Below are 16,156 nucleotides of genomic sequence, written 5' to 3' on the forward strand. Positions count from 1 at the left end.
GAAGCATATGGATGGCTTAATACTTGGAATAGATATATGTAATGAATATTCACATCTGAGTTTCTACGACAAATCTAAGAATGTCCCTGAGTCAGTGCCGTTTGCGGGAGAGATGGCTCTTGCTAATCCTGATGTGCTAGACAGGATGACAGAACAGCCTGACAGGCTGGCCGGACATGTGGCGGAGATTATGCAGACAGCATACAGATATTGTGCATGTAATGAGACTGAGCGTGTGTGTGTTACGATTCCGCATTTTGAGAGGCATATAGTTGATGCTGTCAGGGATGCATTTATCAGTGCGGGAGTACCGGACACATCGCTGATGTTCATAAGCCATGAGGAATGTCTTGCATACTATGCATTTGGAATGCACAGGGATCTCTGGATAAACGGAGTCATACTGATTGACTATTCATATGACGGAATTACAGGATACAGGATGGATCGTGTAGCCATAGGTTCTAAGCAGGTAATTGCAGAATCGGATTATATGAAAGATGAGAACCGCGTTCTGACGGATGAATTCGCACAGAGCAAAGGAGCAGCTGATCTTGATATGTTAAGTGACATTCTTACGCAGGATGCCGACAAACTTATCGGGAAAAAGGCGGCGTCATCTGTATATCTGACAGGAAGGGGATTTGATACGACCAGGCTTCCGGATGCATTTTTAAAATGCATATGTAACAGGCACAGGGTATTTGCCGGGCAGAACCTGTATGTAAAGGGGGCGTGCATATGCGCATTTACGGAGGCGAATGCTCTTCAAAGGGATGTTATCGTGGCATGCCGCAACAGGCTTCCGTCTACGATAGATATGGACATTATCGAGCGCGGTAAAAAGAAGATATTCAGAATTGCATCGGCGGGTACGAACTGGTATCATGCAGGACGCAGTGTTGATTTTATAGCTGATGACTGCAGCAGCATTACACTTCATATACAGCCGGCTGGCGGACAGAAACCGTATGATGAGATTGTGGATTTCTCTGATTTTCCTTATCGTGCCGGTAAGACTACAAGAATTAATGTAAGGTTTGAATTTGAAGGTGATGACAGGTGCTCGGTTACAGTTACTGATAAAGGCTTTGGATGCTTTGTTCAGGCTTCGGGGAAAAGTGTTGTCAGGAGCATAGATTTGTGATTGCGGAGGACGTGTTATGAGCGGTCTTATATTATGCAGGACAAAAGAGGCAGTTAATCCATACTATATAAGCGGTATGGATATAAAAATATATTCGCTTGAGGAATTGTGTTACTATATTTATAATAATGTATACCTTATTGGTACAGATTTTATATGCCCGAAGCTCATCGAATTCATCCGCAGTGAGACTAAGGAGCCGAAGCTCGCGGACAGACTTGAGTATCTTGGAGAGAAAAAAGCCGGTCTCGCAGAGATGGTGCTTACTGTATTAAGGTATGTGGATTACTATACAGATGATGAGATTGAGAAGCTGAGAGGAATTCTTACAACGCTCAATACACAGAATGTTTATGAGAGACTCAAGACAAGAGCTGACCGTCTTATGCTTAATGAGTGTTATTATGCTGCAATACGCAGCTATTCGCAGATTATTAACGGAAAAAAAGATCCGTCGCTTTCTGTGGTATTTTACTCCGATGTATGCTATAACATGGGGGTTGCATATGCAAGGATGTTTTTGTTCAGGCAGGCACAGAATTGTTTTAATGAAGCATATTCACTCAGCAGACATGAGGATTGCAAAAAGGCGGCAATGGCAGCTGGAAGACTTGCATTCAACAGTGAAAGTTCCAACAGGGTTGAATTCCTTGATGAGCAGACGGATGAGGAATATGTTATCAGAAGAGAGATAGAGGCACTCATGGACAATGCGATGTACAGTGACGGGTACAGGCATATTGATGATATTTATAAGAACAAAGACGAAAAAAGTATCGGAGAACAGATTGAACGCTGGAAAGAGCAGTATGTAAGATATACGGGATGAGCAGCAGACCTGTAACTGTGTTCCGGGAATGGAGATTATATGGGAATTCTGGATTTTTTCAGACATATGATAGATGATGACGATGAGGAATACGAGCTTGAGGATGAATTAGATGATGAGCTCGAAGAAGAATATTACGATGACTCCGATGACGGGATAATTGACGGCGGAGATGATGAAGAGGACTATGAATACATAGAGAGATACAGCACCAAAGATACGGATGATTCTGACAGTGAATATTACAAAAGGCTTGAGAAGAATGCACCGGGACGTGTCGATATATCATCATTTGACGATAGTGACATACATTCATATATAAAGAGCCAGTGTGATATAATAAAGGATGCAGCTAATGAGATAGATATGGCGGACGAGGAATATGATACGGTCACATCATATTTTTCGGATATACAGCTTATAGATGCGGCACCTGATGATGTCAGGGATGATATAGAAAAGACCGCCGAACAGATTGCAGAGCTTACGGTTGACAGAAGAATATACAGGACTGGCGAGAACAGAATATCGCAGCATACATTTTTCAGAATGGAAAGACTTGAACCGCATATGCCGGATGCACTTATAGAATTTCAGAACAATGAAGCTTATTGTGAGACAGTACGTAAAGATATGCGAATGCTTGAAGGCGAGATGATGTCGCTGAGAGCAGATGCCAGAGACCTTATCAGAAAACAGAAAAGTGTTCTTTCGATGGCTAAGATGTCTGCCATAGGATTATTTTTTGTATTCTGTATATTTATTATAGCGAGTGTTGCGATGGGCGAGATTGCAGGTATCCTTTTTACAATAGTAATATCGCTGTCGGCGTTTATAGCAATAGGCCTTTTGTGGATGCTTCAGAATACGAAAAGGCAGTTCGCAATAACCCAGAAAAAGATTAACCGGGCGGAAGTACTGCTTAACAAGGTTAAGATAAAATATGTAAATATAGCATCAACAGTTGATTATCAATGCGAAAAATACGGCGTAAAGAATTCATATGAACTGAGCTCACAGTATGAATTATATCTTGATGTAAGAAAAGAGCAGCAGCGTATTGCAAGGATGACAGAACAGCTCAGCGATTCAGAGATACATCTTGAAGGCATTCTTAAGTCACTGAGTCTCTATGACCCGCACATATGGCTTGCACAGGTCAAGGCACTTATAGACCCTAAGGAGATGGTTGAAGTAAGGCATGGATTGTCGACAAGAAGGCAGAAGCTGCGTGCCAGAATAAAATATAACCAGAACAGGATAGATGAAGCCAGGGCTGATATTGCAGGAGCAGCGGCGGCTCATCCTGAATATAGTGATGAAGTGCAGATAATATTAGATCAGTATGCGCACAGATGATGGCGCGGATGGGAGGATGTATGGATTTACAACAGATATGTCAGATGCGTTACGGCAGGGAACTTAGAAATTGTTCTAATGAAGAGATATATTATGCTCTCCTGGATATGGTGCGAAGTCTTGCAGAGGGACGTAAAAAGAATGGCAATACGGACAGCAAGAGAAAACTGTATTATATATCAGCCGAATTTCTTATTGGCAAGCTGCTGTCGAATAATCTTATCAATCTCGGAATATATGATGAAATAAAACAGATGCTTGCAGCTAATGGCAAGGATATTAATGAGATTGAAGATGCAGAGCCGGAACCTTCACTTGGTAATGGAGGACTTGGACGGCTTGCTGCATGTTTCCTTGACTCGATTGCAACACTGGGACTTAATGGTGACGGAATAGGACTTAATTATCATCTTGGACTGTTCAGGCAGGAATTCAACAACAATTTCCAGAAAGAACTTCCGGACCCATGGATAGAATCACAGAGCTGGCTTAACGGGACGGGTACTTCATACGAGGTGCAGTTTGGCGGCGGCATAACTGTGCGCTCAAGGCTTTATGATATAGATGTTACCGGATATAACAACAGAACCAATACGCTTCATCTGTTTGACCTTGAGTCTGTATCAGAGGCAATAGTACACAACGAAAGTATTGATTTTGACAAGAACGATATTAAGCGCAATCTTACGCTGTTCCTTTATCCTGATGACAGCGATGAAGCAGGCAGGCTGCTCAGAATATATCAGCAGTATTTTATGGTAAGCAATGCGGCACAGCTGATTCTTGATGAGTGTACGGCACGGGGATGCAATCTGCATGATCTTCCGGAATATGCGGTTATACAGATTAATGATACACATCCGTCGATGATTATTCCGGAACTTATAAGAATACTCACGCAGCGCGGTATAAGCTTTGATGAGGCTGTGGGTATTGTGTCACATACATGCGCATATACCAATCACACAATTCTTGCAGAAGCATTGGAGACATGGCCGGCCGCATATCTTGAGAAGGCTGTTCCGCAGCTTGTGCCTATTATAAGAGAGCTTGACAGAAGAGTGCGGGAACGCTTCACAGATGAGAGCGTTTATATAATAGATTCAGATGAGCGTGTTCATATGGCACATATGGATATTCACTATGGATTCAGTGTTAACGGAGTTGCGTATCTGCATACCGAGATTCTTAAGAATAAAGAACTGAATAATTTTTATAAGATATATCCTGATAAGTTCAATAACAAGACCAACGGAATTACATTCAGAAGATGGCTGATACACTGTAATGAGCCGCTGACAGATATGATTACACAGCTTATAGGAGACGGCTTCAGACAGGATGCAATGCAGCTTGAAAAGCTTGCAGGGTATGCCGGTGATGAGAAGGTGCTTAACCGCCTGCTTGAGGTTAAGATGGCTAATAAGCGGCGCCTAAAAAAATACATTCTTGATACGCAGGGAATAGATATTGATGAGAATTCAATCTTTGATATTCAGGTAAAGCGTCTGCACGAATATAAGAGACAGCAGATGAATGCACTTTATGTAATATTCAAATATCTTGATATTAAAAGAGGCAATATTCCGTCAACTCCGGTAACTGTTATATTTGGCGCAAAGGCGGCACCTGCGTATACGATAGCGAAGGATATAATACATCTTATACTCTGCCTTCAGCAGCTTATTAATAACGACCCTGATGTGAGTCCGTACCTTAAGGTTGTAATGATAGAGAATTATAATGTTACAAAGGCTGAATATATTATTCCGGCGTGCGATGTCTCGGAGCAGATATCGCTTGCATCAAAGGAGGCATCAGGTACAGGTAATATGAAGTTTATGCTTAACGGTGCCGTAACGCTCGGAACCATGGATGGAGCCAACGTAGAGATAGCACAGCTTGTAGGTGAAGATAATATATATGTATTTGGTGAGAGCAGCGAACAGGTAATTGCACATTATGAGAAGAACGATTATAATTCATGTGACATATACATTAATGATGAAGTAATCAGATATCTTGTTGATTTTATCATAAGTCCGCAGATGTTAAGAATAGGCAGCAAATACAGTCTGTTAAGACTCCATGCAGAGCTTATACAGAAAGACTGGTTCATGACGCTTCTTGACCTGAATGATTATATTTTCAAGAAAGAGGAAGTGTTCAGGGATTATGAGAACAGAACTGAGTGGGCATCGAAGATGCTTATTAATATCAGCAAGGCCGGATATTTTTCATCTGACAGAACAATATCAGAGTATAATAAAGATATCTGGCATCTTCAGTAAGTTTTAATAAAATACAAAGAGGAAAATACAGTGGAAATAGTATCAAGAGTATATGATATACTAGGCGATGACGGAAGATTTATACGCAACAAGGTTTTTTGCGAAGAGCAGGGATTTGTTAATGAATTCGATGAGACGGATACTTTGGTTAAGGCCGCATGGCACCTCGTCCTGTATTGCAATAACAGTCCTGCTGCAACAGCAAGGTTAATCTGCATGAACCGCAAAGAGGGACGTTACCGCATAGGAAGAGTTGCAGTGTTGATGGAATACCGCAAGATGCATCTTGGCAGCAGGCTTATGCAGGAACTTGAAGATATTGCAAAGGCTAACGGAGCACGTATAATGGAGGTGTCCGCACAGTGCCGGGCACAGAAGTTCTATGAGAGCTGCGGTTACAATGCACACGGACAGACTTATGATGACGAGGGCTGTCCACACATCAGAATGGAAAAAAATGTATAAATATATCCTGAATTCACATTTTACGGATATTGAAACAGAAAGGATTGCACATGGCCGGATCAACATATGGCAATATATTCAGAATTACTACATGGGGGGAGTCACACGGAAAAGGAGTAGGAGTTGTAGTTGACGGATGCCCTGCCGGACTTGAACTTTGCGAAGCAGATATACAGAAGTTCCTTAACAGAAGAAAACCGGGGCAGTCTAAGTACACAACACCGAGAAAGGAAGATGATGCTGTTGAGATTCTCTCGGGAGTGTTTGAAGGGAAGACAACAGGTACTCCTATATCAATGGTTGTATTTAACAAGACACAGCGTTCGGCAGATTATTCAGAGATAGCTTCATATTACAGACCCGGGCATGCAGATTATACATTCGACATGAAGTATGGTTTCCGTGATTACAGAGGCGGAGGACGCTCATCCGGAAGAGAGACAATAGGAAGAGTTGCAGCAGGTGCGGTTGCAATCAGGATTCTTTCACAGCTTGGAATCAGAATCAATGCATATTCCAAATCCATAGGACCTGTTACAATTGATTATGACAGATTCAGCATGGATGATGCGGCAGGCAATCCGTTCTATATGCCTGACAGTAAAGCGGCACAGGAGGTTGCTGTGTTTGCGGAAAAGAAGATGGAAGAACACGACTCCGTAGGTGGAGTGATTGAATGTGTCATAAGCGGAGTTATGCCGGGAATAGGTGAGACGGTATTTGACAAACTTGATGCCAGTCTTTCCAAGGCTGTGATGTCGATAGGGGCTGTCAAAGGATTCGAGATTGGAGACGGATTTGGTGCGGCAGCTGCATTTGGAAGTACTAATAATGACGGATTCGCGTTCAAAAACGGCAGAATCATTAAGACAACCAATCATGCGGGAGGAACGCTTGGAGGAATGAGTGACGGGACAGATATTGTGTTCCGGGCAGCAGTTAAGCCGACACCTTCAATAGCTGCAATACAGCATACGGTCAACAAATCGGGAGAGAATATAGATGTATCCATAAAAGGACGTCATGATCCAATGATAGTCCCAAGAGCTGTTGTTGTGGTTGAGGCGATGGCAGCACTGACGCTTGTTGACCTGATATTTACAAATATGTCAGCAAGGATGGACAGAATACAGAAATTCTACGAAGAAGAAAGGTTTAATAATGAGTGAGTACAGATTACTTAAGACAGATGGTGCGGCAAAGCGTGGCGAGTTCCATACTGTCCATGGCGTGATACAGACACCGGTTTTTATGAATGTCGGAACGGCGGCTGCCATAAAAGGTGCTGTTGCAACAACGGATTTGCAGGAGATAGGAACGCAGGTAGAGCTGTCCAATACTTATCATCTTCATGTACGTCCGGGTGATGAGATAGTTAAGAAAATGGGCGGGCTTCATAAGTTTATGAACTGGGATAAGCCTATACTTACAGATTCCGGCGGATTTCAGGTGTTTTCACTTGCAGGTCTCCGTAAGATAAAGGAAGAGGGAGTTACATTCAACTCCCATATTGACGGACGGAAGATATTCATGGGTCCGGAAGAAAGCATGCAGATACAGTCCAATCTTGGTTCGACTATTGCCATGGCTTTTGATGAGTGTGCACCGAGCAAGTCGTCAAGGCAGTATATGCAGGATTCTGTTGACAGGACAACAAGATGGCTCAAACGCTGTGTCAAGGAGATGGACAGGCTTAATTCACTTCCTGATACCATTAACAAAGAGCAGATTCTCTTCGGAATTAACCAGGGGGCAACATATGCGGATATAAGAATAGAGCATGCCAAGAGAATAGCAGATCTTGACCTTGCAGGATATGCAATCGGAGGACTTGCTGTAGGTGAGACGCATGAGGAGATGTATGATATAATTGAACACGTAGTGCCATATCTTCCACAGAATAAGCCGACATATCTTATGGGTGTCGGTACACCGGCCAATATCCTTGAAGCTGTTGAGAGAGGTGTTGATTTCTTTGACTGTGTATATCCGTCACGTAACGGAAGACACGGACATGTGTATACAAAGTTTGGAAAGATTAATCTTTTCAATGCAAAGTATGAGTGTGACGCTGAGCCGATAGAGGAAGGATGCCGGTGTCCGGCATGCCGCAATTACAGCAGGTCTTATATAAGACATCTGCTTAAGGCTAAGGAGATGCTTGGAATGCGTCTGTGCGTTCTTCATAATCTTTATTTTTACAATCACCTTATGGAGGATATCCGTGGTGCGATAGATGAGGGAAGATATTCGGAATTTAAGAAAGAGAGAATTGAACTTCTTAAAACTTACGATAATTTAAACGGTAACTAAAAAAACAATAAAATAGGGCTAAAGCCTTGCACATTTATTGGTTTTTTGTTATATTTCTTGAAGAAAATATTCAATTAAAAGTCAGATGACGGAAAGAGGTAACAATTATGATTACACTTAATGCAGGTGCAGGAAGTACAGTTGGTATGATTCTTGTATATGTTGTATTCCTGGGTGCTTTGATGTATTTTATGGCAATTCGTCCACAGAAGAAGCAGCAGAAGAAGATGGACGAGCTTATCGCATCTCTTGAGATTGGCGATTATGTCCTTACAACAAGCGGCTTCTATGGCTCAATCATTGATATTACAGATGATACAGTAATTGTTGAGTTTGGTAATAATAAGAACTGCAGAATTCCTATGCAGAAGTCAGCTATCACACAGGTTGAGAAGCAGAATCAGTAATAGAGGAATCAGCTATGAAAAACAGAGACCGTGAGCGCATATGGGTAAGTAAAATTCTAAGAGTTGTAGGATGGGTTCTGGTAGCCCTGCTTATTCTTATCGTATTCCGTGCCTGGCGTGCAGGAGTTTTTACATCTCTTGATAAGATGGAGGCTTATATCGGCAGGTTCGGAATCTGGTCTCCGTTTGTCTTTATTATCTACCAGATAATGCAGATAGTTGTGATACCATTCATACCCGGCGGAGTAACAACAACGGCAGGCGTTGTGATGTTCGGACCTGTTGAAGGACTTATTCTTAATTATATAGGAATATGTCTTGGTTCAATCGCTGCATTTGCACTTGCCAAAAGGTACGGCAGGCATCTTGTGCTCAGATTCGTCGATAAGAAAAAGTATGACAGGTATGAAGAAAGACTTTCCCAGGGAAAGCAGTTCGAGATATTTTTTGCAATATGTATATTTCTTCCGTTTGCTCCGGATGATCTGCTTTGCTTTCTGGCAGGACTTACGGAGATGTCATATAAGAAATTCATAACGATAATATTACTTGGCAAACTGCCGGTGATTATTGGTTACAGTATAAGCCTTAACATGATTAGCAACTGGCTTACAGCGATAATCAGATAGGCGGAATCATACAGGAATGGGAGGATAATTATTGCAGTCGATTTTACTTATAATAGCTTTAATAATTTTATTATGTATAGTGGCAAACCGCTTTTCTAATAAGTTTGGTATGCCGGTTCTTTTGCTGTTCATGCTGCTTGGTATAGCTTTTGGCGTGGATGGCTTTTTTGGTTTTGAATTTGATAATTATGAGCTTACGGGCAGGGTCTGTTCGATAGCTCTTGCGTTTATAATGTTTTATGGCGGATTTGGAACAAAATGGTCGGCAGCAAAGCCGGTTGCAGTAAAATCAGTCATTCTCTCTACTGTGGGAGTTGTCCTTACAGCACTTCTTACGGCTGTGTTCTGCGTATATGCGCTTGGCTTCGGAAAGGTGGAAGGATTTATTGTCGGTGCGGTACTGAGTTCGACTGATGCTGCATCAGTATTTTCGATACTCAGGTCAAAGAAGCTTTCATTAAAGGATGGAACGGCATCGATGCTTGAGATTGAAAGCGGTAGTAATGACCCTATATCATATATGCTCACAGTTATTGGAATAAGCATGATGAATGGAATGGAGGGCTCTGTTGCGGGACTTGTGCTTTGCCAGATTGTAATTGGAGTTGCGGTGGGTGTTATCGTTGCTCTTGCAGCGCAGTTTATTATGCGTAAGACAGACATTCTTACAGAGGGAATGGATACGATATTCGTTATTGCAGTTGTGCTTGTATCATATGCGCTGCCAAGCATGTTTAATGGCAATGGCTATCTCAGTGTTTATCTTACCGGTATAATACTCGGCAATTCAAGAATTGCCAACAAGAATAATCTGGTTCATTTTTTTGACGGACTTACGAATCTTGCACAGATTACAATATTCTTTCTGCTTGGTCTTCTCGCAACGCCGCATATGATGCCTGAGATTATTCTGACATCTGTATTCATAGCATTATTCCTTACATTTATTGCAAGACCTGTGACTATTATGGCACTTCTGGCTCCTTTTGGTGCATCGTTTGGACAGATTGGGCTGGTGTCATGGGCAGGATTACGCGGAGCTTCATCAATAGTGTTTGCAATAGATGTTATGTCATCAGGCATGCTTCTTGGACATGATATATTTCATATAGTTTTTATGGTAGCACTGCTGTCGGTTGCAATACAGGGAACGCTGCTTCCGCTTGTATCAAAGAAATTCAATATGATTGATGAGGATGCTGATGTTCTCAAGACATTCAATGATTATCAGGAAGAGGAAGCTATGACTCTGATGAGAATGTATATTCCAAAGGGGCATAACTGGGAGAACAGGCTTATAAGTGATGTAACAATGCCAACAGGGTCACTTGCACTTATGATTAAGCGGGGAACAGATACGGTTATTCCCAAAGGGAGCACCAGAATATTAGCTGATGACAGTGTGATACTGAGTGTTCCGGCATATCATGGGGGGAATGACATACGGCTTGAAGAGATACATATTGACCGCAGACATGAATGGAATAATAAGAGCATAAGCGAACTTAATCTGCCGGAAAATGTGCTTATTGCAATGATAAAGAGGCAGGATCAGAGCATAATACCGAGTGGGCATACAGTTATTCACGAGAATGATACGGTAGTTATATATAGGTAAAAGTACTCATTGAATAAAAAGGTAAAAGAGAGTATCATATATCTTAGAATTATTAAGGGGGGACTGTTGTATGACAGAGAAGAGAAAGACTAAGAGGTTTCCTGTAAGCCTCAGCCTTAGAGTATCTACATTGTTTAAGCAGGATAATGTCAGAATTTCTGATATGAATTCGCCTATTTCTGTGAACAACGTATCAAAGGGTGGGATAGGCTTTGTATCAGATAGTGTACTCCCGGTTGGATATTATTTTAATGCGGCACTACATCTTGGTAATAAGGATGATACATTATACTGTGTTATTAAGATTATAAGAAGTATCCGTAAGGAGGACGGAAGCTATTCATATGGTGCAGAGTTCGTCGGAATGGCACCCGTACTTAATTATATATTTGATGAGATCTGATGGCCGGATACAGCAGCCGGACGTATATGACAGAATGTCACACATGCGATGACTTAGTAGAGATTCATTGCGTGTGTGACATTTTTGTTGGCGTATCTGCTGAGAATGGGCATATCAGATGTTAACTTAGATATTAGTTTAGCGGCGCTCAAGGCATACAATTGTCTCAATTCCCGATGTCCATGGGAACATATCAACAGGCTGGATAGCCGCTACACGGTATGCACGGCGCGCAAGCACTGCAAGGTCCCGTGCAAGTGTTTCGGGACAGCATGAGATGTAGATGACTTTTGAAGGCATAAGCTTCAGTATAGAGTTAAGAAATACCTTATCGCTTCCGGCACGTGGCGGATCCATAAATATAACATCGCAGGTCTCGTTATTATCTGCCATCCGTCTCATAAAGCGACCGGCGTCATCGGCGTAGATATCGATATTGCTGATATTATTGGCTTTGGCATTACGGCGTGCATCTTTTACTGCATCGGTATTGGTCTCAACGCTGATAACCTTCCGGACGTGTCCGGCAACGGTCATGCCTATAGTTCCGATTCCACTGTAAGCATCAATGACGGTCTCGCTGCCTGTAAGACGCGCAAGCTCAATGGCTTTTGTATAGAGAAGCTCTGTCTGTACGGCATTTACCTGATAAAATGACTTAGGCGATATGCGGTAGGTTATTCCGCAGAGCGTATCTTCTATATACCCGCTTCCGTATTCCGTATACTGTCTGTCGCCGAGAATCATGCTCGTACGCCTGTTATTAATATTTATGACAACAGATGTTATCTCAGGACATTCCCTGATGAGTTCACGTATAAAATTCTTCTTGGATGGGAAAAATGTCGATGCCATTACAAGAATAACAAGAATCTGACCGCTTTTGTGCCCTGTTCTTATGAGAACATGACGCAGAAGTCCCGTACCGTTACGTTCATCATATATCTTAAGGCCAAAATCGCCTGCCAGCCGGCGTATTACTTCTATTATTGCTTTGGCACGTGTATCTTCAATAAGGCAGGCAGTATTGTCTACAATCCTGTGGCTTGATTCCTCATAACTTCCGCATATTATATTGTTGTATCTGTCACGGCCGAATGCCGCATGAACCTTGTTACGGTAATGATATGGCTTGTCCATGCCGATTATACGTGATACACTGCCGTATGAGGAGAGAAGTTTCTGCTCGTATTCCTGCTTTTTATCAAGCTGCTCTTTATATGCAATTCCCTGATAGGCGCAGCCTCCGCAGCGTGCTGCATGCGGACATACTTCAGCCGGCTTTGCCTGCTTTCTGCCTCGGTTTTGTGCAGGGGAGTGTGCACGATTGCATGGGGAATTATGTGATGATGTCATGTTGTGTTCCTCTCAAAAGTATAAGTAATATAAGCTATAGGAAAAGCTATAAGAATATAATAGCATATTGATTTTGTGATGCAAATGTTTTATAATTTTTCTGTTTGACAAATGTATTAAGAAAGGATTAATCATAATATGAACGACAGATACCAGACACCACTTGCTGAGCGTTATGCAAGTAAAGAGATGCAGTACATTTTCTCACCTGACAAGAAGTTCAGAACATGGAGAAGACTCTGGATAGCACTTGCTGAATCAGAGAAGGAGCTTGGACTTAACATAACAGACGAGCAGATAGCTGAACTTAAGGCTCATCAGGATGATATCAACTATGAGGACGCTAAGAAGCGCGAGGCAGAAGTACGTCATGACGTTATGTCACATGTATATGCTTATGGACTCCAGTGCCCTAAGGCTAAGGGAATTATCCACCTTGGCGCAACTTCATGTTATGTTGGTGATAACACAGACATAATTATTATGACTGAAGGACTTCAGCTTGTAAGGAAGAAGCTTATCAATGTTATTGCTGAGCTTTCAAAGTTCGCAGGAAAGTACAGAGCACTTCCAACGCTTGCATTTACACATTTTCAGCCGGCACAGCCTACAACAGTAGGTAAGAGAGCAACACTCTGGATTAATGAGCTTATGCTTGATCTTGAAGATCTGGATCATGTTATCTCGACAATGAAGCTTCTCGGATCAAAGGGTACAACAGGTACACAGGCAAGTTTCCTTGAACTGTTTGAGGGTGACCATGCCAAGATCCGCAAGCTGGACAGCCTTATAGCTGAGAAGATGGGTTTCAGGGAGTGTTTCCCTGTATCTGGTCAGACATATTCCAGAAAAGTAGATACAAGAGTGCTTAATGTTCTCGCAGGCGTTGCCGCAAGTGCACATAAGTTCTCTAATGATATCAGACTTCTTCAGCACCTGAAGGAGATTGAGGAGCCATTTGAAAAGTCACAGATTGGTTCATCTGCAATGGCTTATAAGAGAAATCCTATGAGGAGTGAGAGAATCGCATCACTTGCCAATTATGTAATGGCAGATGTAATGAATCCTGCAATCACGTCAGCAACACAGTGGTTTGAGAGAACACTCGATGATTCGGCTAATAAGAGAATCTCTGTTCCGGAAGCATTCCTTGCTGTAGACGGAATCCTTGACCTTTATATGAATGTAGTAGACGGACTTGTTGTATATGACAAGGTAATTACTAAGCATCTTATGGCTGAGCTTCCATTCATGGCTACCGAGAATATCATGATGGATGCGGTTAAAGCCGGCGGAGACCGTCAGGAACTCCATGAGAGAATCAGAGAGCTTTCAATGAAGGCCGGAGCAAGAGTTAAGCAGGAGGGTCTTGATAATAACCTTCTTGAACTTATTGCAGCGGATCCGATGTTCGGTGTTACACTTGAAGAACTTCAGGCAAAGCTTGATCCTTCAAAGTATACAGGACGCGCAAAAGAGCAGGTTGATGAGTATCTTGCCGAGGTTGTACAGCCTGTGCTTGATTCCAATGCCGATGCACTTGGTATGACTGCTACAATTAACGTATAATTCAATTCATGTGCAATTAATTATTGCAATGTAGTAACATAAATAAAGATAATTAATAAAAGAGGCACTCTCAATACTGATGCCTGGCCGGTCTTACAGACCGCAGATATCGGTATGAGTGCCTCTTTTATTAATTGCGAAGCTTTTGTGTGATGCTGTCATATAACATATACAGGTGCTGCGTGCCATTCTCAAGTATGTAATAATGTCTTATGTACGGTACCAGAAGCACCATGAATAATATAAACAGAATCAGTACAGCAGTCATCTGTGTCATAGTGAAGAACCACAGAGACATAAGTGCAAGTATCGCAAATGTAACTGTTACTATCAGGTGGACTATGCGCTCATGCTGAAAGAAGCCTATCTGCACCGTAATGTCACTGTAAATGATGCTCATTGCGGAGGTATCATCAGAAGCAATCAGTGCTTCGAGATATGCTGTGTAATCTTTAAGTCTTTTTTCCATACTAATCTCCATTCTGCAGGCTGCCAAGGGTCTGCGGATGTAAATACTTTATTTTTTTCTATTTTAACTCCATAATTAACCTATTACAATGAAAAAATATATTGAAAATGAAGCACCTATGCGATATTATTTAATAATAGGCATAATTTTGTCATATTTTAGTTATAAATAAAACCAAAGGAGAGTATGCACTATGGGATTTAGCATTGCATTGATTCCCGGAGACGGAATCGGACCTGAGATAGTTGCTGAGGCAAGAAAGGTCCTTGACTGTGTGGGAAGCAGATACGGACATGAATTTAATTATACAGAGATATTAATGGGAGGATGTTCCATTGATGCATACGGCGTGCCACTTTCAGATGAGGCTCTTGCCGTTGCCAAGTCAAGTGATTCGGTTCTTCTTGGAGCTGTTGGCGGTAATGTAGGCAATTCAAGATGGTACGATGTGGCGCCTAATCTCAGACCTGAAGCTGGACTTCTTAAGATTCGTAAGGAACTCGGACTTTTTGCCAATATACGTCCTGCATATCTGTTCAATGAGCTTAAGGGTGCATGCCCTCTTAAGGAAGATATAATCGGTGACGGTTTTGATATGGTCATTATGAGAGAACTTACAGGCGGTCTTTACTTCGGAGAGAGACATACCGAGGAAGTTGATGGTGTGATGACTGCTACGGATACCCTTACATATAACGAGGAAGAGATCAGAAGAATTGCAGTTAAGGCATTCGATATAGCAATGAAGAGGAATAAGAAGGTAATCAGTGTTGATAAGGCCAATGTTCTCGATTCATCAAGATTGTGGCGCAAGGTAGTGGCAGAGGTTGCGAAGGATTATCCGGAGGTTGAGGTATCTAATATGCTTGTTGATAACTGCGCAATGCAGCTTGTCATGAATCCGGGACAGTTTGATGTGATTCTTACAGAGAACATGTTTGGTGATATCCTTTCTGATGAAGCAAGTATGATAACAGGTTCAATCGGAATGCTTTCATCAGCAAGCCTCGGAAGCAGTAAACTCGGACTGTATGAGCCTAGCCATGGATCGGCTCCTGATATTGCAGGTAAGAATATAGCTAACCCTATTGCAACAATCCTTTCAGCAGCAATGATGCTCAGATATTCATTTGATCTTGATAAGGAAGCAGATGCGGTCGAGGCGGCAGTTAAGAAGGTGCTTAAGGACGGATACCGCACAATAGATATTATGGACGAAGGCATGACACAGGTGTCTACTTCACAGATGGGCGATCTGATTGCGGACAACATCTGATATCATATATAATAGTTAGTTATAA

At 42.0% G+C, this 16,156-nt stretch carries 15 protein-coding genes; 13 read left to right on the plus strand and 2 right to left on the minus strand.

Features of this window, described 5'->3' with window-relative positions:
• The first annotated feature begins 7 nt into the window (after window positions 1-7).
• From NQ488_06215 to NQ488_06265, 11 genes are all read left to right on the plus strand, one after another.
• The gene (locus NQ488_06215) at window positions 8-1,147 is read left to right on the plus strand and encodes a DUF5716 family protein (GenBank protein UWN96890.1); all 1,140 of its coding nucleotides are present in this window, start codon (window positions 8-10) and stop codon (window positions 1,145-1,147) included.
• 16 nt (window positions 1,148-1,163) lie between these two features.
• Window positions 1,164-1,976: a hypothetical protein gene (locus NQ488_06220; protein UWN96891.1), complete on the plus strand. Its 813-nt coding sequence runs from the start codon at window positions 1,164-1,166 to the stop codon at window positions 1,974-1,976.
• 39 nt (window positions 1,977-2,015) lie between these two features.
• Window positions 2,016-3,335 carry a hypothetical protein gene (locus tag NQ488_06225; GenBank protein ID UWN96892.1) on the plus strand — a complete coding sequence of 440 codons (1,320 nt, stop codon included), beginning with the start codon at window positions 2,016-2,018 and terminating at the stop codon, window positions 3,333-3,335.
• Window positions 3,336-3,355: 20 nt separating this feature from the next.
• The gene (gene glgP, locus NQ488_06230; GenBank protein ID UWN96893.1) at window positions 3,356-5,626 is read left to right on the plus strand and encodes a glycogen/starch/alpha-glucan family phosphorylase; all 2,271 of its coding nucleotides are present in this window, start codon (window positions 3,356-3,358) and stop codon (window positions 5,624-5,626) included.
• A gap of 30 nt (window positions 5,627-5,656) precedes the next feature.
• Entirely contained in the window at window positions 5,657-6,091 is a 435-nt protein-coding gene (locus NQ488_06235) for a GNAT family N-acetyltransferase (GenBank protein UWN96894.1), read from the plus strand.
• Window positions 6,092-6,141: 50 nt separating this feature from the next.
• Complete coding sequence (aroC, locus tag NQ488_06240) at window positions 6,142-7,260, plus strand: chorismate synthase (GenBank protein ID UWN96895.1); 1,119 nt, start codon at window positions 6,142-6,144, stop codon at window positions 7,258-7,260.
• Window positions 7,253-8,404 carry a tRNA guanosine(34) transglycosylase Tgt gene (tgt, locus tag NQ488_06245; protein UWN96896.1) on the plus strand — a complete coding sequence of 384 codons (1,152 nt, stop codon included), beginning with the start codon at window positions 7,253-7,255 and terminating at the stop codon, window positions 8,402-8,404. The genes aroC and tgt overlap by 8 nt, the downstream gene beginning before the upstream one ends.
• A 107-nt stretch (window positions 8,405-8,511) precedes the next feature.
• Entirely contained in the window at window positions 8,512-8,811 is a 300-nt protein-coding gene (gene yajC, locus NQ488_06250) for a preprotein translocase subunit YajC (protein UWN96897.1), read from the plus strand.
• Window positions 8,812-8,825: 14 nt separating this feature from the next.
• Window positions 8,826-9,440, plus strand: a complete 615-nt coding sequence (locus tag NQ488_06255) for a TVP38/TMEM64 family protein (protein UWN96898.1) — start codon at window positions 8,826-8,828, stop codon at window positions 9,438-9,440.
• Window positions 9,441-9,471: 31 nt separating this feature from the next.
• Window positions 9,472-11,058 (plus strand): potassium/proton antiporter, encoded by a 1,587-nt coding sequence (locus tag NQ488_06260; protein UWN96899.1) that lies wholly within the window; start codon window positions 9,472-9,474, stop codon window positions 11,056-11,058.
• 70 nt (window positions 11,059-11,128) lie between these two features.
• Window positions 11,129-11,461: a PilZ domain-containing protein gene (locus NQ488_06265; GenBank protein ID UWN96900.1), complete on the plus strand. Its 333-nt coding sequence runs from the start codon at window positions 11,129-11,131 to the stop codon at window positions 11,459-11,461.
• Between the two features lie 138 nt (window positions 11,462-11,599).
• Here the strand turns inward: NQ488_06265 and rlmD are convergent, their stop codons facing one another.
• Window positions 11,600-12,817 (minus strand): 23S rRNA (uracil(1939)-C(5))-methyltransferase RlmD, encoded by a 1,218-nt coding sequence (gene rlmD / locus NQ488_06270; GenBank protein ID UWN96901.1) that lies wholly within the window; start codon window positions 12,815-12,817, stop codon window positions 11,600-11,602.
• A 138-nt stretch (window positions 12,818-12,955) separates the two neighbouring features.
• On the opposite strand from rlmD, the gene purB reads away from it, so the two are divergent.
• Window positions 12,956-14,386 carry an adenylosuccinate lyase gene (purB, locus tag NQ488_06275; protein UWN96902.1) on the plus strand — a complete coding sequence of 477 codons (1,431 nt, stop codon included), beginning with the start codon at window positions 12,956-12,958 and terminating at the stop codon, window positions 14,384-14,386.
• A 130-nt stretch (window positions 14,387-14,516) separates the two neighbouring features.
• Here the strand turns inward: purB and NQ488_06280 are convergent, their stop codons facing one another.
• Entirely contained in the window at window positions 14,517-14,855 is a 339-nt protein-coding gene (locus tag NQ488_06280; protein UWN96903.1) for a hypothetical protein, read from the minus strand.
• A 193-nt stretch (window positions 14,856-15,048) separates the two neighbouring features.
• On the opposite strand from NQ488_06280, the gene leuB reads away from it, so the two are divergent.
• Window positions 15,049-16,131: a 3-isopropylmalate dehydrogenase gene (leuB, locus tag NQ488_06285; GenBank protein UWN96904.1), complete on the plus strand. Its 1,083-nt coding sequence runs from the start codon at window positions 15,049-15,051 to the stop codon at window positions 16,129-16,131.
• Window positions 16,132-16,156: the final 25 nt, after the last annotated feature.

Origin of the sequence: [Bacteroides] pectinophilus (assembly GCA_025146925.1) — a bacterium.
GTDB lineage: Bacteria > Bacillota > Clostridia > Lachnospirales > Lachnospiraceae > Bacteroides_F > Bacteroides_F pectinophilus.